Here is a 19,014-nt window from a genome sequence, read left to right on the forward strand (position 1 = left end):
CATAGCTTCTAGAGCAAATGCCTTGGCAGATGTATCAGCAGAAGTGGAAGACGCGTAAACTCTAGGCTGTGCTTCTTTCAGATCGTGATATTCGTGCAGCCATTGACTCCGAGAGCCTAGCCATCGAGCCATACGACGCCGAGATGGTCCAGCCCTCGTCTATCGACGTGCGCCTAGACAAGTTCTTCCGTGTCTTTAACAACTCGCGCTACACGCACATCGACCCAAAGGAAGAAATGCCGGACCTCACCAGCCTGGTCGAGGTCGAAGAAGGCGATGCTTTCGTGCTGCACCCGGGCGAGTTCGTGTTGGGTGCGACCTTTGAGAAGTTCACCCTTCCGGCAGACCTGGCAGGCCGTTTGGAAGGCAAGTCCTCGCTCGGCCGCTTGGGCTTGCTGACGCACTCGACTGCGGGCTTTATTGACCCAGGCTTTTCCGGCCACATCACGCTGGAGCTGTCCAACACCGCGAACCTGCCGATTACGCTGTGGCCGGGCATGAAGGTGGGCCAGCTGGCTATCTTCAAGATGTCCTCGCCTGCTGAGAACCCCTATGGCACCGGTGCCCTGGGCTCGAAGTACCAGGGCCAGCGCGGCCCGACCCCGTCGAAGTCTTACCTGAATTTCCGATAGTCTTCACGCACCGTTTACGTAACAGGCCTACCATTTCCGTTTATGCGTATGACGGTTATTGGCACCGGTTACCTCGGTGCAACGCATGCCGCCTGCATGGCTGAACTCGGTCATGAGGTATTGGGCGTGGACGTGGATGAATCTAAGATCGAATCCCTCAAGAACGGCAAGGTTCCCTTTTATGAACCAGGCCTGCCGGAGGTCCTAGAGCGCAATATTGCGGCCGGGCGCCTCGATTTCACCACCGATTACGCGCAGGCAGCGCAGTTTGCGAACGTCCACTTCTTAGGAGTCGGCACCCCGCAGCGCCACGGCTCCTACGCCGCAGATATGACGTATGTAAAGGCCGTCATTCGAGACCTCGTGCCGCTTCTGGAAGGCGAGCACGTCATCCTTGGTAAGTCCACCGTTCCGGTGGGAACTGCGGCGGAATTGCAGGAGATGGCGAATGAGTTGGCCCAGGAGGGCAGCCACGTGGAAATTGCGTGGAACCCAGAATTCCTGCGCGAGGGCTACGCGGTCAAGGACACCATCACCCCGGACCGCATCGTCCTCGGCGTCGGCGAGGCAGGGCTCGCCGACGGTAGAAGCCATGCCGAAGAGGTAGCTCGCGAGGTCTATGCCAAGCCGTTGGCGCAGGATACGCCGTTTATTGTGACTGACCTGCAGACCGCCGAGCTGGTGAAGGTCTCTGCCAATGCCTTCCTGGCCACCAAGATCTCCTTCATCAACGCGGTCTCTGAGATTTGTGAGATCGCAGGCGCTGACGTGGTCAAGCTTGCCGACGCCATCGGATACGACGATCGCATCGGCCGCAAGTTCCTAGGCGCGGGCCTGGGCTTCGGCGGCGGTTGCCTGCCGAAGGACATTCGCGCGTTTATGGCTCGCGCAGGCGAGCTCGGCGCGGACCAGGCCCTGACCTTCCTTCGCGAGGTCGATGCCATCAATATGCGCCGCCGTGATCGCATGGTCGATATGGCTAAGAATGCATTCCAGGGCTCGCTCCTAGGCCACCGCGTGACGGTGCTGGGCTGTGCTTTCAAGCCCAACTCTGACGACGTCCGCGACTCGCCGGCGCTGTCCGTGGCGGGTTCCTTGTCGCTCGCGGGCGCTGCCGTCACCGTCTATGACCCAGAGGGCATGGATAACGCCCGCAAGGTCTTCCCGACACTGAACTACGCGGCTAACTGCGAGGAAGCGCTACGTGAGAGCGAACTGGTTATCCTTGCAACCGAATGGCAGGAATTCCGCGATCTCGACCCTGCGGCCGTGGCCGGGCTGGTGTCGAGCAAACACATCATTGATGGCCGTAACGTCCTCGACGTCACCGCCTGGCGCGCGGCCGGCTGGACCATCGAGGCCCTCGGCCGCACCCTCGAAGGCTAGGCCGGTTCTGCCTCGTGGGTGACCGCCACTGGGCGACGCCGCGGGATGGTCAATGCGGCGATGAACGTGGTCATGGGCACCGCGAGAGTCAAGGCCATGGCACCGAGCGCCGAGCGCAGTAACTCCGTGGACACCAAGTCGCTGGAGAGAATCTGCGTGGCCGGGCGCTCGGCTGCAGTAATCAGCATGAGAAGCGGCAGCGAAGCACCGGTGTAGGTCAGCACGATGGTGTACACCATCGATGCGATGTGGTCGCGGCCCACCTTCATAGCGGACAAGAAGAGACGGCCCGGCCGCGCCGTGGGGTCCAAGTTGTGTAGCTCCATCACCGTGGAAGCCTGGGCCACCGCGATGTCGTTGAGGCTGCCCAGCGCACCGATGATGAAGCCACACAGCAGCACACCAACGATGGACACGCCTGGCATGTAGAGCAGCAGCTTGAGGTTATCCTCGGAGCTAAGCCCCTGCAGCTGCGTCGAATCAATCGAAGCGTGCGCCAGGAAAGAGGCGAGCAATAGCGCCAGCAGCGCGCCGCCCAGGGCGCTCGCTGCCTTCCAATTCAGGCCATGCACGAGCGGGACCACCACGAAGATGATGGCCGCCGAGGTCACCATGGCCACGAGCAGCGGGCTGTGGCCCTCAATCAGCGACGGGATGAGGTAGTAAAAGATTGCGGCCAAGCTCAGGCCTAAGCCGATGAGGGAGCGCACTCCGTGCCAGGCCGCGAACACGATGATGACAATCGCGGCGACGATGGCCCACAGGACCAAGTTCCCGGTGCGCTGGTAGTCCGCAAAAGAATAATTAACGGAGGCGTCCCCGTCGTTGTCCGCGGTGGACTCAGAAAGCACAATTTCGTCGCCCACCTTCAGTTGTGGGTCGCCGGCCACGCCGAAGTGCACGAGCTGCGTCTGCTTGCCTGCGTTGCGGCCCGAAGTGATGTCGATGAGCGCACGGGTGCAGTCGCCGCCCGGATCCGCCGGAATCAGCGGTGGCTTGTCGAATGCCTTGCCCGTCTGGTCTGACTGGCACAGCGCGTGGTCCACCGTGGTCACGGTTCCGTGGACCTCCGGGTGATTGAGCGCGTAAGTTTGCGAGAACTCCTCGCTGGTGTGCTCGCTGGTGGGCGTCGTCGGACGCAGCAAAACCAACCCCACCAGCGTCACGAGGAGCGCTAATCCAAGAAACCCCATGAGTCCGATGCGCCACGGATTGTGCAGCGATGGCAGCGTGACGGGGCGACGTTGGAAAAGCGAAGAGCGGCTTCCATGCGAAGCCGCTCTTTGATTGGAATGTTTACCCATGCCGCTTATTGTGAATGATGACGATTACAAATAGCAACTGGGCAAGTCTCGGTGTGCTGGACATTTGCGCAGCACAGTCGCACCTACAAGCTACTGACGGTAGCTAGCCAGGAAGTTACCCAGGCGCTCAATAGCGTTCTCTAGCTGGGATGCCCACGGCAGGGTAACCACGCGGAAGTGGTCCGGGTTTGGCCAGTTAAAACCAGTGCCCTGCACCATCAGAATCTTCTCCGCGCGCAGGATATCCAGCATCAGCTTGGAGTCGTCATGAATCTCATGGACATTCGGGTCCAGACGCGGGAAGCAGTACAAAGCACCCATCGGCTTGGTGACGGAAACGCCCGGGATCTCGTTGAGCTTCTCGTAGGCCACGTTGCGCTGCTTGAGCAGACGTCCGCCTTCACCAGTCAGACCATAGATGGACTGGCGTCCACCGAGCGCCACCTGGATGGCGTGCTGGGCTGGGACGTTTGGGCACAGACGCGTACCCGCCAGCAGATCCAGACCCTCGATGAAGCCGCGTGCATGGCTCTTTGGACCGGTGAGAACCATCCAACCAGCGCGGTAACCAGCCACGCGATAAGCCTTGGAAAGACCGTTGAAGGTAATCGTCAGCAGATCCGGAGCGAGGGAAGCGATCGAGATGTGCTTCGCGCCGTCGTAAAGAATGCGGTCGTAAATCTCATCGGCGAGGATGAGCAGGTTGTACTCGCGTGCGACGTTGACGATATTCTGCAGCACCTCGCGGGAGTACACCGCGCCCGTGGGGTTATTCGGGTTGATGACCACGATGGCCTTGGTCTTCTCAGTGACCTTGGCGCGGATGTCCTCGATGGATGGGTTCCAGTCATCCTCCTCGTCGCAGAGGTAGTGCACCGGGGTGCCGCCAGCCAGGGAGGTTGCGGCAGTCCACAAAGGGTAATCGGGAGCTGGGATCAGTACCTCGTCGCCGTCGTCAAGCAATGCCTGAGTGACCATGGTGATGAGCTCGGAGACGCCGTTGCCCAGGTAGACGTCGTTGACGTCGAAGTGCGGGAAGTCCTCCAGCTCGTAGCGAGTGACGATCGCGCGACGCGCCGGAATGATGCCCTTCGACGTGGAGTATCCCTGGGAAGTCGGCAGCGCTGCGATCATGTCGCGCATGATGACGTCCGGGGCATCGAAGCCGAAAACGGCAGGGTTGCCGGTGTTCAGCTTGAGGATGCTGTGGCCGTCAAGTTCCATGCGCTCCGCCTCCGCAGAGACCTCACCACGGATGTCATACGCGACACCCTTGAGCTTGGTGGATTGGTCGAAAATGCGTGAGTTCGGTGTAGTCATGGAAAGTATTCTGCCACTTACAGGCGATTAAGTTCTCAACTAGACTACTTTTTGTTCCACTGATCGAGCTTGCGCTTGGCAAGGTTCATGGCCTCGCTGGTCAGCTCGCCTGCTTGGCGACGCCGCTCCGCCCACTGCGCCTGCTCCAAAGCTTTCTGTTGTGCGCGTTCCTGGGCTGTCTGCGCGAGGATCTCGCGACGCTGCTGCCGCTCGATTTTGCGCGGGGAAGGCTGGTGCCAAGACTCGGGGCCGACCTTGGCCACGTAGAGCATAATCCACAGGATCGGAACCAGGAAGAGCGCGCCGACGCCTCCGAGAAGGGCCACAGCGCCTGCGGCATCGCTTGCCACGAAGCAGGCGATTGAGGCGAAAGTGAGGGCAATGGTGCCCGTCATGGCGGTGGCCAGACGCGGCTTTTTGCCGGCTTTGTATGCACGCTCGACCTCGCCGCGGGAGTAGATCTTTATCTCCGTGGCAGAAACCGCCGGGATGTCCGTGAACAAGGGGACCAGCTCGCGGCGGGTGGTGGCGCGCATGACGTCGTCGGAGCGCTCCTCGAATTCCTCCATGGTCAGGCGACCCTCGCCCACGGCGCGGGCGAGATCGTTGATGGCGTCGGTCTTCTCTGCGTCGGATAGGCGCATCGAATTCGCGGGATCAAAAGGGGAGGCTCCGAAGTTATGCGTCATGGTTTTACTATAGGAAAACCGGCGGACACATGCGTGTGCTGCTGGCGATCATTCCTTCTCGGCGCCTTTCGGTTCAGCGCCCTCTTGGCCCTCTTGCTTGGACTCGGCGGCCTTTGCTTTGGACTGCGCGTTTTCTTCCTTGCCCTTAACGAGGCTGGACAGGAGCGGGAAGATGGCGACGGTTAGCGCGCCACCGGCGACGAAGATGGAGGAGGTCTCCTCGTCTACGATGCCGGAGCTGACTGCGATGGTCATGACGGCGACGATGATCGGCAGACCCGTTGCTGCGTAGAGGGCCACCTGGAGACGCTCGCGGGTGGTCTCGATGTCTGACCCTGTGTGGTGGATGTTCTCGCGCAGGAACACGGGCAGGCCACGGGTGACGAGAATGAGGGCGGGGATGCCAAGCACCTTGAGCGGGTTGTTGACGATGACCTGCCAGTCGATGGACATGCCTGAGACCACGAAGAAGACCGGAATCAGCATGGAATAGCAGACAACGTCGAGGCGGTTCTCGAGTCTTTTATGGAATTCGTCGGGGATGATGCGGTTGAGGATGATGCCTGCCGCGAATGCGCCGAGGACGATGTCGAGCTCGAAGACCGAGGTGACGGCCATCAGGATGGCCAGGATGAGGATGATAAGGCGCAGGATGGTCTGGTTCGTGGAGCCAGCGCCGGAAAGGAATGCGGTCTTGAGCCACGGCACTGCGACGATGAGCGCGCGCGGCATGACAGCGACGCCGACGGCGATGACGATGAACGCCAGCAGGATGAGCATGGTGCCTAGCGTGGAGCGGGTTCCCAGCAGGAGAGCCATGGCGGTGATGGGAGCGACCTCGCCGATGGCGCCGTGAATCATGACCGAGTCGCCGACTTTGGTGCCGATGAGTTTGTCCTGCTTGAGCATCGGCGTAATCGTGCCGAGCGCGGTGGAGGTTAGTGCGATGGCCATGACGATGGCGCCAGGGATGTCATTGAGCAGGAAATAAGCACCCACGAGACATGACACCATGCAGATGAGCCAGGTGGAAAAGCCGGTAGCGGCTTGTTTAGATTTCAGCGTCGCAAGATCGATTTCGAAACCCGCGAGGAGGAATAAAGCGCCGACGCCTAGCTCTTTGAGCATGCCGATGCCGGGGTCCTCGTGGGCGAGGTCGAGCATTGAGGGGCCGATGATCATGCCGAAGATGATGAGCAGGGCCACGGCGGGCATTTTGTTCTTGAGCATGTAGGAGACCAACGGGGCCAGGAGGGCGGCGGCCATGATCCATGCAAAGGAGACGAGGGAAGGAGTGTAATCGGCTTCCCCCGAAGCGAGCACCACGGTGTTGGTGGCGCTTAACGCGTCGAAAATCATGAGAACAGCGTACGCGGCGAGTATCCTGACTGCCTATTCATCCAGCAAGTTTGGCTTACTCGTCGCCTAGTTGTGGCCCACTTGTGGCTGACTTGTGATTCAGAAGGTCTTGCCTGGGCTCCGTTGTTTCCTGCACTCGTCGTGTTCCTGGGCACGCTGTATATCTGGCCACGCTGTATCTCTGGGCGCGTGTTTCGTGGCGTCGTGGCGTTGCTGTTTCGCGTTTCTCCGTCTCCTCGCAAAAGCCCAGACCTGGAACCCCAGACCTAGAACCCCAGACCTCCAGGTCGCGGATAGTTTCATGGATAAACTTTTTAATCGCGACCTCAAGGTCTGGTTTTCCAGGGTTGCACTTTTAAAAACGCCCTCAGAGTCCACACACTTCCGGCACCCCAAAATACAAAATCTGGAGCAACTCAAAGAAGTCGTTGCTCCGGATTCACGAAATTAGTCAGTGGCCGGTGGTGCTGGAGGCACCGGCGGTGCAGGTGGAGTTGGTGGCTGCGGCGTTTCCGCACTCAACTGTGGTGCTGCAGGCGGAGTTGGTGCCTTTGGCAGTGAAGTTGCGCCAGGAGCAGCCGGTGCACTTGGCGGCGCCGGTGTTGGAGTCTTCGGTGCTGCAGGTGCAGGTGGCGTGGATGCCTTTGGTGCCGCGGGTGCAGGCGTTGATGGCGCACTCGGTGCTGCAGGTGGCGGTGTGGCGCCCGACGCCGCTGGCGGTGCGGGCGGAGTTGGTGCTGGCGCTGCTGGTGCTGGCGCTGCTGGTGTTGCCGGCGGCACTGGTGCAGCTGGTGCGGCGGGAACTGCAGGTGCAGGAGGAGCTGTTGGCGCGGATGGCGCTTGGGGAGCGTTTGGTGCTGCTGGCGCGGCGGGAGCTGCAGGAGCCGGGGGTGCGGCCGGAGCGGGAGCGGCCGGAGCAGCAGCCTTGGTGGTAGGTGCGCTGGCGGTTGTTTCGGTCGGCGCAGCGGGGTCGGCGGTCGTTGCAGCTGAAGACGCAGGAGACGCGGGAGACGCAGGAGACACAGGAGAAGCCGGGGAGGCCGGGGCAGCTGGCTTTTCGGGCGCACGCAGGCGGGTAGGCGTGCCCAAGAAGGCCTTCGGTCGCGGCTGCGGCAAGGTGCCGTCGGCGTCGGCAATAGACGAGCGCAACATGAGGGCGACGTCGGAGACGTTGGGGGAGGGGGCGTCGGAAAGTGCTTTAACGCCGCCGGTGAACATGACGTTGCAGAACGGGCAACCCGTGGCGATCTCCTCCGCGCCGGTGGCGATGGCCTGCTCCGCGCGGAACTCGTTGATGCGGGTGCCGAGCTTTTCCTCCATGAACATGCGCGCGCCGCCAGCGCCACAGCAGAAGGCCTCGTCGCGGTTGCGGTCCATCTCACGGAGCTCCACGCCGGTGGCTTCCAGCAGCTCACGCGGCGGGTCGAAGACCTTGTTGTGGCGGCCCAGGAAACATGGGTCGTGATACGTAATCGGCTTGCGGTTCTCCGGCGTACGCGGGATCGGCTTGAGCAGGCCCTCACGCACTAGGCGGTTGAGCAGCTGGGTGTGGTGGAAGACGTCGAAGTGCCCATCGAAGTCTGGGTACTCGTTACGCAGCGTGTTAAAGCAGTGCGGACAGGTGGTGATGATCTTGCGCTGGCCTTCCGGAACGCCTTCGAAAGCGTTGTTTAGGGTCTCAACGTTTTGCTGCGCCATCATCTGGAACAGGAACTCGTTGCCGGCGCGGCGCGCGGGATCGCCGGTGCAGGTCTCACCAGTAGAAAGCACGCCGAACTTCACGCCCGCCGTGTGCAGCAGGTCCACCACGGCGCGGGTGGTCTTGCGGCCCTGTTCGTCGTAGGCACCGGCGCAGCCGACCCAGAACAGGTATTCCATGTCGGAAAAGTCCGTGGCGTCCTCGCCGATGACAGGCACCTCGATACCGTCGGCACGTGCCTCATCGATCCAGGCGCGGCGCTCAGAGTTATTGCGGCCCCACGGGTTGCCCTTGGTCTCAATGTTCTTGAACAGTCCGGTCAACTCAGAGGGGAAGTCGGATTCCGCCAAGACCTTGAAGCGGCGCAGGTCAGCGATGTGGTCGATGTGCTCGATGTCGGTCGGGCACTGGTCCACGCAGGCGCCGCAGTTGGTGCAGGACCAGAGGACGGCGTCGTCAATGGCGTTTGCCAGAGCCAACACGTTGACGCCCTCGTGCGGGTTGTAGTTCTCGACCGCGGCATCGCGCATGTCCATCACGAACTTCTTCGGGCTCAGTGGCTTCTCGGTGTTCCAAGCCGGGCAAAGGTCCTGGCAGCGGCCGCACTCGGTGCACGAGGTGGTATCAAGCAGCATCTTCCAGCTGCCGGGGGCGATGTCTTCTTCGAGGTCCGGGGTCGGAAGGGAGCCGAGTGCCTTGTCGCCGCTGACGTTGCGTTGGAAGAAGATGTTGAAAAACGCCATGAAGCGGTGCCACATGACGCCCCAGGTGAAGTGGCGCGAAATCAGGAAGATGAAAATCAGGCCGGTAAGCAGCTTGAACAGCGCGAAGAAGGACACCAGCGCCGGCGAGGCGGGAAGCAGCTTGGCCAGCTGGATGGAAAGGAAATCCGCCCACGGGGAGCCGTGGCCAAACGCCGCGATTTTCGACGCCTTGACCAGCAGCATTCCAAGCCCCTCCAGGAAGACTACGGCCTCGACGATGCGGGCGGGGCCTGCCTGAGAGTTGTAGAAACGGGAGCCGCGCTCGGTGTGTCCATACTTGAGGCGAACACCGATGAGGAAGCTAATGCCCACAACGGTGGCGATGCCGAGGACCTCTTCGATGAAGTGATAGACCGACCAATGCGATAGCAGCGGCCAGCCTCGCGAAGGCGCGAAGGTCTGGATATAGGCTTCAAACCAAACGAGGATGCCGAAGAGGAACCCCACCATGACTGCCCAGTGCGCCGCGTTGACGAAGGGGCGGCCCTTGAAGTGCGTGTGGCCGAATACTTCCACCACGACCCGCCACAGGCGCTTGCCGAGGTGGTCGAAACGCTGCAGCAGGGTTGGCCCGCCGGAGCGAATGAAAGCGAACATGCCCCATGCCCGGTACGCAAAGTAGCCCCACACGGGGATCGAAACGAGGACGGCTAGCCAACCGAAGACGGCTGTCATTTCACGGACTCCTTATAAAGTTGCGCGCAGATATAAACAGCCTAAACGGTGGGCGCGCAAAGATGGGAGTCGGTATTCATCGCGGTTTTCGAGCCGAGCGCGGCTGAGTTCTTAGCGCGGCGCTTCCATGACTAGGATTTGGACGGCGTCCATGATGGAGGACACACGCTGGGCGACGGCCACCATCGTGGCGTCGGCAAGCAGCGGGCTCTCGTGCAGGGCCTGACGTACGTTCGCGGCGGTGACCACGCCGAGGAGAACCGCCACGGAGACCCAGACCAACCAGGACAGTCCGGCATCCTCGCGTACCGTCATGACGATGCCGCCGGTGTGCCAGATGTAGTCGATGTCCACCTTGGCCACGCCGTTGTCGATAATGTCAGCGTTGAGCGAGAGACCAGAATGCGAATGTGAAGAACGTGACTAGCCGCGTGCAGGTGGTATCGGCTGAATCACGTTTGGACGCTAAAAGCAGACTGGCGCAAGTTGCGCGCGGCGGGTGACGGTGGCCCAGTCTTCGGGTTGCTCGGTGGGCTGGCATAGCCCTTCCCAAGAGGTAAAGGCCACGCCGCGGGCGGCAAGCTCGAGAGGTAGAAGGCGGCGGTCGCAGTGTGCGGCCAACTGGCTGAGCTCGCGGGCGGTGATGTCCGCCTCGCGACCTTCGCCCACGCGCACGTTGCCGAAAAGGCGCAGGCGCGGGGTGGTGCCGACGGGGCACGGGCTGGCGGCGGCCTCGTGGCGGACACCGGCTAAGCGGGCAAAGCGACGGAGCAAGCCAAAGGGGGCGGGCTTGGCGCAGACGAGGTCCACACACATGCCGGCGCCGATGAGCCTTTCAGCTGTGGATAGCGCCGCCGGGCCATCGCCGACGATTGCGACACGCTGCATGGAAACCTCCTTGGTTTATTGTTTATAGACTGTTTTGTCTAATAATCTAGTCCGAGCTGTTCAGTTCTGGCAATTTTTATTCTTGCATTGCCCCAAGCTCATCGGCCTATTCGCGTGCTCAGCGCGCAATTGCTGCTGCACGAATGCGCTGCCTTGCCTAAAGTGAGTCGGCATGACTCAATCGTTAAACCTGCTGGACGGCGACAAGCCCTACCGCGACCCCAGCATTAGCCCGGAAGGCACGCGCGATACCGCGCCGCTCAACCAAGATATTGCCGCGAAAAACGAGCGCCTTGTCGATGAATGGGCGGACAAGCTCTATGCAGAATCCGCCGAAAACATCATGGCGTGGGCCGCAGAGCACGCGCCGGGCCGGCTGGCAGTGACGATGTCGATGGAAAACACGGTGCTGGCGGAGCTCGCGCACCGCGCACAGCTGGACGCAGACCTGCTCTTCATCGACACTGGCTGGCACTTCCCGGAGACGCTGGCTGTCGCCAACGAGGTTGAGGAGCGCTATGCGGACCTCCCCCTAGTCCGCGTGAAAGCGCTGCTGAGCCCGGAGGAACAGGACGAAATCTATGGTCCGCGGCTCTACGCACGTGATACCAGCGCATATAACCGTATGCGCAAAGTGGAACCGCTGAACATGGCGATGGACCCATACGTTGGTTGGGTGACCGGTCTGCGCCGCGCGGATTCTGAACATCGCGCCACGGCCCCGGCGCTGAGCTTGGATCAGCACGGAAGGTTAAAGATTTCGCCGATGATTACCTGGGATTTGGCAGATACGGATCGCTATATCGCGGACAATGATCTGATTATCCATCCCTTGACGCTGAAAGGCTATCGCTCTATCGGCTGTGCGCCCTTGACCTTTCCGGTGGGTAAGGGCGAGGACGCTCGTTCCGGCAGGATTTTTGGAGACGGCAAGACAGAATGCGGGTTGCACGAATGACACAGAAAAACACACTTTCGCCTCACTTAAAGGACTTAGAAAATGAGTCCATCCACATCCTGCGCGAGGTAGCGGGCCAGTTCGATAAGGTCGGCCTGCTTTTCTCCGGCGGCAAGGATTCCGTGGTGGTCTTCGAATTGGCGCGCCGTGCCTTTGCGCCGGCGGTGGTGCCTTTCGAGCTTTTGCACGTTGATACCGGGCATAACTTCCCGGAGGTCATCGAATTCCGTGACCGCTTGGTTACTGAGACCGGTGCGCGCCTGCACGTGGCTAAGGTGCAGGATTGGATTGACCGCGGCGAGCTGCAGGAACGCCCTGATGGTACGCGCAATCCGCTGCAGTCGGTGCCGCTGGTTGAAACCATCGCGCAGCGCCAGTACGACGCCGTGCTGGGCGGTGCCCGCCGCGACGAGGAGCGGGCACGTGCGAAAGAACGCATCTTCTCCATCCGCGATTCCTTTGGCGGCTGGGATCCGCGCCGCCAGCGCCCCGAGCTCTGGGATCTCTACAACGGCGGCAAGATGGCCGGCGAAAACGTCCGCGTCTTCCCTATCTCCAACTGGACGGAGTCCGATATCTGGGAGTACATCGGCGCGCGGAACCTCACGCTTCCCTCCATCTACTACTCCCACCAGCGCGAGGTGTTCAACCGCAACGGCATGTGGCTGACCCCGGGCGAGTGGGGCGGCCCGCGCGAGGATGAACCGCTGGAGACTCGCACCGTGCGCTACCGCACCGTGGGCGATATGTCCTGCACCGGTGCCGTGGAATCCACCGCCGCCTCGCCTGATGAGGTGCTCGCGGAAATCTCCATTTCCACCCTGTCCGAGCGCGGTGCCACCCGCGCCGATGACAAATTGTCCGAGTCCGCCATGGAGGACCGCAAGAAGGAAGGTTACTTCTGATGACGACCACCACCCTTGCGCCGAACGTCGGCGCCCTTAAGCAGCGCGATACCTTGCGCCTGTGCACCGCCGGTTCCGTCGACGACGGCAAGTCCACCTTCGTGGGCCGCCTGCTTTATGACACCAAGTCCGTGCTCGCGGACCAGGTGGAGTCCATGGAGCGTTCTTCTGCCGACCGCGGCTTCGACGGCATGGACCTCTCCCTGCTAGTGGACGGCCTGCGTGCGGAGCGCGAGCAGGGTATTACCATCGACGTGGCCTACCGCTACTTCGCCACCGATAAGCGCACCTTCATCCTCGCCGACACCCCCGGTCATGTGCAGTACACGCGCAACACGGTCACCGGCATGTCCACGTCCCAGGTGGTGGTGCTGCTTGTCGACGCCCGCAATGGCGTCGTCGAGCAAACCCGCCGCCATCTCAACGTCGCAGCACTCTTGGGCGTGCGCCACGTCATCCTGGGCGTGAACAAGATCGATCTGGTGGACTATGACGAAGCAACCTTCCGCGCGATTGAGACGGAGTTCAACGACATTGCGGCGCGCTTGGGTATTACGGACTCGGTTGCCATCCCGATTTCTGCGCTCAAGGGCGATAACGTGGTGGAGCGCTCCACCACCATGGATTGGTACGAGGGCCCGACGGTCCTCGACACGCTGGAGACAGTCCCCGTGGCGACCGGCCGCGCTGATGACCTGGACTTGCGTTTCCCCATTCAGTACGTGATCCGCGAGCATGCCTCTGACTACCGCGGCTATGCCGGGCGCGTGAAGGCCGGGCACGTGGCGGTGGGGGATGAGGTGACCCTGCCGGGCGGGCGCACCTCGACGGTGACCGCGATCGATACCACCGATGGTCCGCTTGGCTCGGATGAGGCCGCGCGCGCCGGCGATTCCGTGGTTCTGCGGCTGGCCGACGAGATCGACCTGGCCCGCGGTGACCTCATCGCTGGCACTCAGCGCCCGGAGGAGGTGCGCGAGTTCGCCGCCACCGCGGTGGTCTTGACGGAAAAAGAGCTGCGCGCGGGACAGATGGTGAAGCTGCGCTATGGCACCGCGCTGGTCAAGGCCCGCGTGGCCTCGGTCGATCGGGTGCTGGATTTGGATGGCGTGGCCGATGTTGAGGCCCCGGAGTCCGCAGCACTCAACGACATTGCTTTCATCACCATCCAAACCCAAGCGGAGCTTCCCGTGGAGAACTACGCCGCCCGCGGCGCGGTGGGCAATTTCCTGCTCATCGATCAGTCGAGCGGCAACACGCTGGCCGCAGGCTTTGTGGGCCAGCGGCTGCGCTAACGGTTGCGTTGCGGCGGCCGAACTGCCGCACTTAGCTTCCCGGCGGGACGTCGCCAGACATGATGACCTTCTGCTGGCCGTCGTCCCAACGGAAGCCGGCATGCGTCTCACCGGTGTGCCCCGCATTGGATTCGCCCTCGCGCGGCCAGTGGTAGGTCACGGCGATTTCGTTGCTGCTGACCTGCTCGACGGTGGGGAAGAAGCCATAGGGCTCAGCGGTGGCGGTGCCCAAGTACTCGCCCTTGTGGAAGAGCATGATGTGATAGGGCGAGGAGGACGTTCCGCGCTCGATGCTGATGGTCTGCCAGCTCAGCTCCGCGCAGGGATCGAACTGCGAGAAATCCACCAGCGTCCAGTTATTGTCATTCCACGGTGGAATCGTGCCAATGCCTGATTCATAGGCCGCGTGGGCGTCGATAGTCTCGCAGGATTCCGCGTCCTCTTCTTCTGCCGGGGATTCAGCAGGAAGCGTGGGCGAGGCGCCCGCGGCCGGTGGTTCCGACACAGGGTCATCAGTGCTCTCCGAGTCATCCGGAGCGTTGTCCGTCGCGCTGTTCTGGACGGTATCGAACGCTGGCGAATTATCCTGCGCCGCGTCGTCTGCGCAGGAGGCGAGCGGGAGGCAGATAACGGCAGCACCCAGGAGGGCGACGGCGGACCTAAGCATTGATGTTCCTTCCTTAAATTGTGCGCCTCATATAAGGCGCACGACTGGCTCTATCTTATCTAGCCCATCGGCGGAACATCGCCGCTCATGATGACTTTCTGCTGGGCCTCGTCCCAACGGAAGCCAGCGTGTGTCTCGCCCGTCGGTGCGGCATTGGCATCGCCTTCTTGTGGCCAGTGGTAGGTCACGGAAATCTCGTTGCCATTGATCCGCTCCACGCTGGGGAAGAAACCATAAGGTTCAGCGGTGGCGGTGCCGAGGTACTGGCCGTAGTGGAAGAGCATGATGTGGCGCGGCGAGGAGGCAGTGCCTCCCTCAACGGAAATGGTCTGCCAGCTCAGCTCCGCGCACGGGTCGAAGTGGGAGCTATCGACAACCTTCCAGTTGTGGCCATTCCACTGCGGAATCTGGGCGATGTTGTCGTTGAAAGCCGCCTGGGCGTTTCCTGCCTCGCAGACTACGGGGCTGGCCTGGGCTTCTTCAGGGGTGGCGCAGGCGATGAGCGGCATGCACAGGAGTGCAGCTCCGGCGAAAACTCGTGGTGTGAACATCGTGTTCTCCTTTCTGAGGTCTCGGTGTGGTTCCAGACCCTACAAGTGACCGCTCCGCTCAGAACAGAGTTGTGGAGAGCATTCCTCGGGACAGCGGGTAGTCTCGCAGGCATGGAAAATCTGTCTGGTCGTACACTGTTCGTCGCCGCCGTGGATGCTGAAGCCGCGCACGTTCCCGCAGGAGCGCCGCTGCTCATCACGGGTATTGGTACGGTACCCGCCGCCATCGAGCTGACCGCGGTACTGGCCTCGGCAGAGCAGCTGCCGGAGCGAGTCGTCAACATCGGTACTGCGGGCGCGCTTCGCGACGATCTTGCTGGCGTCTTCGAGATCTCCCACGTTTGCAAGCACGACTTCCACCTAGAGGTGCTCAGCGATGTTTCCCGCTATCTCCTTCCCGAGGTCATCGAGCTCGAGACCTCCGGAAAGCTGCCGACCGCCACGCTGGCGACGGGTGATTCCTTCATCTCGGATACCCCGACCCGCACGCGCCTTGCCCAGGATTCCGCGCTGTGCGACATGGAGGGCTACGCCATCGCGGCGGTGTGCCGAAAGTTCGGTGTACCGTGCACGCTGCTCAAGCAGGTTTCGGACACCGCAAACGAAGAATCCTACGGCTCGTGGGCTTCGGTGCTCGACCGCGCGGCGGAGGAGCTGGCCGTGGCCTTCGGCACGGTGTCCGCGGATTAGGCCCCACATACGGAAAGTGCCCTAGTTGCCAAAACCAGTGCTCCCGCCTCGGGCGGCGGGGCAGAAGTTTGGCAACTAGGGCAGTTGCATGGCCGAGAGAACTCGAACCATGCGCCGGTTGTGTGGCTAGCGGGCGCTGCTGGCCTCTAGGTTCTCGTAGAGCTCCATGACGTCCTCGTGGCCTTCGGCCGTGGAAATCTTAATGTTTTTAGCTTCGATTTCACCGGCGCGCAGGCTGGCCATCTCCTGGTGGTAGCGGAAGACCACGGCAATGGTGGCTGCGACCGGGACGGCCAGGAAGGCGCCGATGATGCCCGCCAGCGCGGAGCCGACAGTAACGGAGAGCAGCACCATGGCGGCGTGCAGGCCCATGGCCTTGGACTGCAGCATCGGCTGGAGGACGTTGCCTTCCACCTGCTGCACGATGATGATGAGCGCCAAGGCGAGCAAGGCCTTAGTCAGCCCATCGGAGACCAGCGCGATGATGACGGCCAAAGCACCCGCGGTCACTGCACCGATGACCGGGATGAAGCTGGCGAAGAAGGTCACCACGCCGATGACCAGCGCCAGCGGAACCTGTAGGGCCCAGAGGCCGAGGCCGATGAGGATGGCGTCGACAGCCGCGACGGCTGCTTGTGCCTGAATGAAGCCGGACAGCGTATTCCACACGCGAGTCAGCAGCTCGGTGGCGTGCCAACCTGCGGAGTAGCCGGTATAGGTGCGCAGCCACGGCAGGAACTTATCGCCATCCTTGAGAATGAAGAAGGCCACGAAGAGCATGATGACGAGCGCCATGACTATGGAACTGGCCATCGATACACCGGAAATCACGCCGGTGGCGATCTGGGAGGCTTGGCCCTTAATGAAGGCGATGGCGTCATCGAGGACTTCCTGGACCTTTGCCGCATCAATCTCGAAGGGCAGGTCCTTGGCCATATCGACGAGCTTGTTCAAGCCGCCCTCAGCTTGGCTGACCAGGGACGCACCCTGAGAGGAGACCACCGGGGCCATCGCTGCGAAGACGCCGCCGATGATGGCCAAAAAGCCCAGCAGCGTGGTGATGGAGGCCAGCGCGCGGGGGAATTTGTGTGCGCGCAACCAGTTGGTCACGGGGAAGAGCACCGTGCACACCAAAATGGCCAAGATGACCGGCAACAGGCCTACCCAGATGAATTTCAGCAGGTAGCCGGCCAGGCCAACGCCCGCCACCACGATGATGAAGACCAGGCACACCTTGGCCAAGGAAATGGCATCGCGTCCGAGGACGCGGGACTTGTCATCGGTCTTCGACACCGGGAGGGTGGCTTCTTCGCTAATGGGCTTCGCAGCAGCGGACTGCTCTGCGGCGGCGGACGCCGCCGCATCAGAGGCCGTGGAGGACGTGCCCGAGCGGGCACCGTCATCATTGTTGTTTGTCATGCGCTCTATCTTCTCATATGAGGGCAGAAACGAACTATGCGCGGATGCTGCTTACCTGGCGAATGATGCCGAAGCGGTGCATCGTCACCGAGACTGCCTGCTCAAGGAGGAAGGGCAGAAGCTCGCGGCGGCCATCGGCCAACACGGGCTGATCCAAGACCACGGAGTTGGATTCCACCGCTGCCTCAAAGAGGCCGGGCTCCACAGAGCCAACGACGCGCACGCGGCCCGACTCCAGGCGAGCGACCTCGCGGGCAAAGGTTTCTGCCTCCACGGCGTCGACCTTAAAGCCCAGTCCACGCAGCTCTGCAGCCTTCTCCGGGGCGGCGCTGAAGCGCACCGGGGAGTCGGTGCGGGTGGCGGCGAGGGCGAGGCGGGAGACGTCGCGAAGCGTGGCGTCCGAGGCAATGCGCACCTGCAGCGGGGTGAGCACCGGGCGGTAGCGGAAGACGTTGGCCTCACAGACCAGACCGGAGCGGTCGTGCTTGCGGCCGAACTCCTGCTGCCAGGCCAGCTCGTCGAGCTCCGCCGCGCGCCACAGCCAGGCGGTGTCCTCTTCCGAGAGACCGAGGTCACCGAAGGCACGCAGCTGGGCCGCCACCGGCTGGGAGATATCCACGTCGAAGGGGCGCAGCGGCCCCTCGGACCACGTGCCGAACTGGGCCACGTAGTTCGGGCCACCGGCCTTGGCGCCCGGGCCCATGACGGACTGCTTCCAGCCGCCGAAGGACTGCCGCTGCACAATCGCGCCGGTAATGCCGCGGTTGACGTAGGCGTTGCCCACCTCGACGCGCTCGAGCCAGTAATCAATCTCCTCATTATCCAGCGTGTGGATGCCGCCGGTCAGGCCATAACCGGTGGAGTTCTGCCACTCGATGGCCTCCTCCAGGGTCTCCGCATGCATGATGCCGAGCACTGGGCCGAAGCACTCGTTGACGTGGAACCAGGAACCGGGGCGCACGTTATCGCGGATACCCGGCGACCACAGGGTGCCTTCCTCGTTGAGCTTCTTTGGCTTCACCAGCCACTTTTCACCCGGCTCCAGCTGGGTCAGGCCGCGCAGCAGCTTCTCGCCCGGGGCTTCGGCGAGGCCGTTCATCGTCGTGGTGATCTCATAGCCGGGGCCGGGGATGAGGGTCTTGACGGCGTCGACAAGCTGGGAGCGCAGGCGCTGCGACTCGCCGGCCGCACCGACGAAGATAACCAGGGAGGACGCCGAGCACTTCTGTCCAGAGTGGCCGAAGGCGGAGAGGTAGAGGTCCTGGATGGCCAGGTCCGGGTCCGCGGACGGGGTGATGATGAGCGCGTTCTTGCCGGAGGTCTCCGCCATGATGTTGAGCTCCGGCTTCCAGGAACGGAAGAGCTTGCCGGTGTCGGAAGCCCCCGTGAGGATGACGGCGTCGACATCGGCGTGGGAGACCAGCGCGCGGCCGGCGTCACCCTCGTCGGTGAAGACGAGCTGGACCAGATCCGGGTCGAGGCCCTGTGCCTCCAAGCCGGCGCGGAAAGCCTCCACGACCAGCTTCGCGCAGTGCACGACCTGCGGCGCGGGCTTGATGATGACGGCGGAACCCGCAGCGAGAGCCGCCGCAATGCCGCCGGTGGGGATGGCCACCGGGAAGTTCCACGGCGGGGTCACTACGGTCACGCGGTAGGGCGTGAACTCGGCGGAGTAGCGCTCCAGCAGGCGCGCGGACTGCGCGTAGTAGGTGCAGAAGTCGATGGCCTCGGAGATTTCCGGGTCTGTCTGCGTGACGGTCTTGTTGGCCTCGTAGGCGGCGACGGAAATGAACTCGCCGCGGCGGTTGGCCAG

At 62.4% G+C, this 19,014-nt stretch carries 17 protein-coding genes; 6 read left to right on the forward strand and 11 right to left on the reverse strand.

Going from position 1 to position 19,014, the window contains the following annotated elements:
- Positions 1–68 precede the first annotated feature (68 nt).
- Both dcd and HMPREF0308_RS05945 read left to right on the forward strand, forming a co-directional pair.
- Positions 69–632: a dCTP deaminase gene (dcd, locus tag HMPREF0308_RS05940; RefSeq protein WP_005529683.1), complete on the forward strand. Its 564-nt coding sequence runs from the start codon at positions 69–71 to the stop codon at positions 630–632.
- Between the two features lie 42 nt (positions 633–674).
- Positions 675–2,018 (forward strand): UDP-glucose dehydrogenase family protein, encoded by a 1,344-nt coding sequence (locus HMPREF0308_RS05945; protein WP_080548619.1) that lies wholly within the window; start codon positions 675–677, stop codon positions 2,016–2,018.
- Here the strand turns inward: HMPREF0308_RS05945 and HMPREF0308_RS05950 are convergent.
- From HMPREF0308_RS05950 to HMPREF0308_RS05980, 7 genes are all read right to left on the reverse strand, one after another.
- Entirely contained in the window at positions 2,015–3,211 is a 1,197-nt protein-coding gene (locus HMPREF0308_RS05950) for a YibE/F family protein (RefSeq protein WP_005529686.1), read from the reverse strand. The two genes, HMPREF0308_RS05945 and HMPREF0308_RS05950, sit on opposite strands and share 4 nt — an antisense overlap.
- 201 nt (positions 3,212–3,412) lie before the next feature.
- On the reverse strand, positions 3,413–4,642 hold the full coding sequence (locus HMPREF0308_RS05955; RefSeq protein WP_005529688.1) for a pyridoxal phosphate-dependent aminotransferase: 1,230 nt from the start codon (positions 4,640–4,642) through the stop codon (positions 3,413–3,415).
- Positions 4,643–4,686: 44 nt separating this feature from the next.
- Positions 4,687–5,331, reverse strand: a complete 645-nt coding sequence (locus HMPREF0308_RS05960) for a DUF1707 SHOCT-like domain-containing protein (protein WP_005529691.1) — start codon at positions 5,329–5,331, stop codon at positions 4,687–4,689.
- Between the two features lie 48 nt (positions 5,332–5,379).
- Positions 5,380–6,690, reverse strand: coding sequence for a cation:proton antiporter (locus tag HMPREF0308_RS05965; protein ID WP_005529693.1), 1,311 nt, complete (start codon positions 6,688–6,690; stop codon positions 5,380–5,382).
- Positions 6,691–7,137: 447 nt separating this feature from the next.
- Entirely contained in the window at positions 7,138–9,828 is a 2,691-nt protein-coding gene (locus HMPREF0308_RS05970) for a (Fe-S)-binding protein (protein ID WP_005529695.1), read from the reverse strand.
- A 111-nt stretch (positions 9,829–9,939) separates the two neighbouring features.
- Positions 9,940–10,191 carry a hypothetical protein gene (locus tag HMPREF0308_RS05975; RefSeq protein ID WP_005529697.1) on the reverse strand — a complete coding sequence of 84 codons (252 nt, stop codon included), beginning with the start codon at positions 10,189–10,191 and terminating at the stop codon, positions 9,940–9,942.
- A 102-nt stretch (positions 10,192–10,293) separates the two neighbouring features.
- Positions 10,294–10,716, reverse strand: a complete 423-nt coding sequence (locus HMPREF0308_RS05980) for a hypothetical protein (protein ID WP_005529700.1) — start codon at positions 10,714–10,716, stop codon at positions 10,294–10,296.
- Between the two features lie 172 nt (positions 10,717–10,888).
- Between HMPREF0308_RS05980 and HMPREF0308_RS05985 the strand changes: the two genes are divergently transcribed.
- Genes HMPREF0308_RS05985 through HMPREF0308_RS05995 form a run of 3 tightly spaced genes read left to right on the forward strand, consistent with a single transcriptional unit; the run spans position 10,889 to position 13,874 of the window.
- A complete protein-coding gene (locus tag HMPREF0308_RS05985; protein ID WP_005529702.1) occupies positions 10,889–11,674 on the forward strand; it encodes a phosphoadenylyl-sulfate reductase in 786 nt (261 codons plus the stop codon).
- On the forward strand, positions 11,671–12,579 hold the full coding sequence (cysD, locus tag HMPREF0308_RS05990) for a sulfate adenylyltransferase subunit CysD (RefSeq protein ID WP_005529704.1): 909 nt from the start codon (positions 11,671–11,673) through the stop codon (positions 12,577–12,579). The genes HMPREF0308_RS05985 and cysD overlap by 4 nt, the downstream gene beginning before the upstream one ends.
- Positions 12,579–13,874, forward strand: a complete 1,296-nt coding sequence (locus HMPREF0308_RS05995) for a sulfate adenylyltransferase subunit 1 (protein WP_005529706.1) — start codon at positions 12,579–12,581, stop codon at positions 13,872–13,874. The genes cysD and HMPREF0308_RS05995 overlap by 1 nt, the downstream gene beginning before the upstream one ends.
- Before the next feature lie 31 nt (positions 13,875–13,905).
- Here HMPREF0308_RS05995 and HMPREF0308_RS06000 read toward each other — a convergent pair whose 3' ends face one another.
- The gene (locus tag HMPREF0308_RS06000) at positions 13,906–14,541 is read right to left on the reverse strand and encodes an LppP/LprE family lipoprotein (RefSeq protein ID WP_005529708.1); all 636 of its coding nucleotides are present in this window, start codon (positions 14,539–14,541) and stop codon (positions 13,906–13,908) included.
- Positions 14,542–14,600: 59 nt separating this feature from the next.
- A complete protein-coding gene (locus HMPREF0308_RS06005) occupies positions 14,601–15,092 on the reverse strand; it encodes an LppP/LprE family lipoprotein (RefSeq protein WP_005529710.1) in 492 nt (163 codons plus the stop codon).
- 111 nt (positions 15,093–15,203) lie between these two features.
- On the opposite strand from HMPREF0308_RS06005, the gene HMPREF0308_RS06010 reads away from it, so the two are divergent.
- Complete coding sequence (locus HMPREF0308_RS06010; protein ID WP_005529712.1) at positions 15,204–15,782, forward strand: nucleosidase; 579 nt, start codon at positions 15,204–15,206, stop codon at positions 15,780–15,782.
- Positions 15,783–15,908: 126 nt separating this feature from the next.
- On the opposite strand, the gene HMPREF0308_RS06015 is transcribed toward HMPREF0308_RS06010, so the two are convergent.
- Both HMPREF0308_RS06015 and HMPREF0308_RS06020 read right to left on the reverse strand, forming a co-directional pair.
- Complete coding sequence (locus tag HMPREF0308_RS06015; RefSeq protein WP_005529713.1) at positions 15,909–17,201, reverse strand: AI-2E family transporter; 1,293 nt, start codon at positions 17,199–17,201, stop codon at positions 15,909–15,911.
- Positions 17,202–17,235: 34 nt separating this feature from the next.
- Positions 17,236–19,014: aldehyde dehydrogenase family protein (locus HMPREF0308_RS06020; protein WP_005529715.1), on the reverse strand; the 1,779-nt coding region annotated here is incomplete at its 5' end.

The sequence above is a fragment of the Corynebacterium striatum ATCC 6940 genome, from assembly GCF_000159135.1.
GTDB lineage: Bacteria > Actinomycetota > Actinomycetes > Mycobacteriales > Mycobacteriaceae > Corynebacterium > Corynebacterium striatum.

Excerpts from the sequence above, each read along its gene's own strand:
- HMPREF0308_RS05970 (WP_005529695.1), bottom strand. The coding sequence starts at position 9,828 with ATGACAGCCGTCTTCGGTTGGCTAGCCGTCCTCGTTTCGATCCCCGTG.
- HMPREF0308_RS05950 (WP_005529686.1), bottom strand. The coding sequence starts at position 3,211 with ATGGGGTTTCTTGGATTAGCGCTCCTCGTGACGCTGGTGGGGTTGGTT.
- HMPREF0308_RS06015 (WP_005529713.1), bottom strand. The coding sequence starts at position 17,201 with ATGACAAACAACAATGATGACGGTGCCCGCTCGGGCACGTCCTCCACG.
- HMPREF0308_RS05980 (WP_005529700.1), bottom strand. The coding sequence starts at position 10,716 with ATGCAGCGTGTCGCAATCGTCGGCGATGGCCCGGCGGCGCTATCCACA.
- HMPREF0308_RS05945 (WP_080548619.1), top strand. The coding sequence starts at position 675 with ATGCGTATGACGGTTATTGGCACCGGTTACCTCGGTGCAACGCATGCC.
- HMPREF0308_RS05960 (WP_005529691.1), bottom strand. The coding sequence starts at position 5,331 with ATGACGCATAACTTCGGAGCCTCCCCTTTTGATCCCGCGAATTCGATG.
- HMPREF0308_RS05985 (WP_005529702.1), top strand. The coding sequence starts at position 10,889 with ATGACTCAATCGTTAAACCTGCTGGACGGCGACAAGCCCTACCGCGAC.
- cysD (WP_005529704.1), top strand. The coding sequence starts at position 11,671 with ATGACACAGAAAAACACACTTTCGCCTCACTTAAAGGACTTAGAAAAT.
- HMPREF0308_RS06005 (WP_005529710.1), bottom strand. The coding sequence starts at position 15,092 with ATGTTCACACCACGAGTTTTCGCCGGAGCTGCACTCCTGTGCATGCCG.
- HMPREF0308_RS05965 (WP_005529693.1), bottom strand. The coding sequence starts at position 6,690 with ATGATTTTCGACGCGTTAAGCGCCACCAACACCGTGGTGCTCGCTTCG.
- HMPREF0308_RS06000 (WP_005529708.1), bottom strand. The coding sequence starts at position 14,541 with ATGCTTAGGTCCGCCGTCGCCCTCCTGGGTGCTGCCGTTATCTGCCTC.
- HMPREF0308_RS05995 (WP_005529706.1), top strand. The coding sequence starts at position 12,579 with ATGACGACCACCACCCTTGCGCCGAACGTCGGCGCCCTTAAGCAGCGC.
- HMPREF0308_RS05955 (WP_005529688.1), bottom strand. The coding sequence starts at position 4,642 with ATGACTACACCGAACTCACGCATTTTCGACCAATCCACCAAGCTCAAG.
- HMPREF0308_RS06010 (WP_005529712.1), top strand. The coding sequence starts at position 15,204 with ATGGAAAATCTGTCTGGTCGTACACTGTTCGTCGCCGCCGTGGATGCT.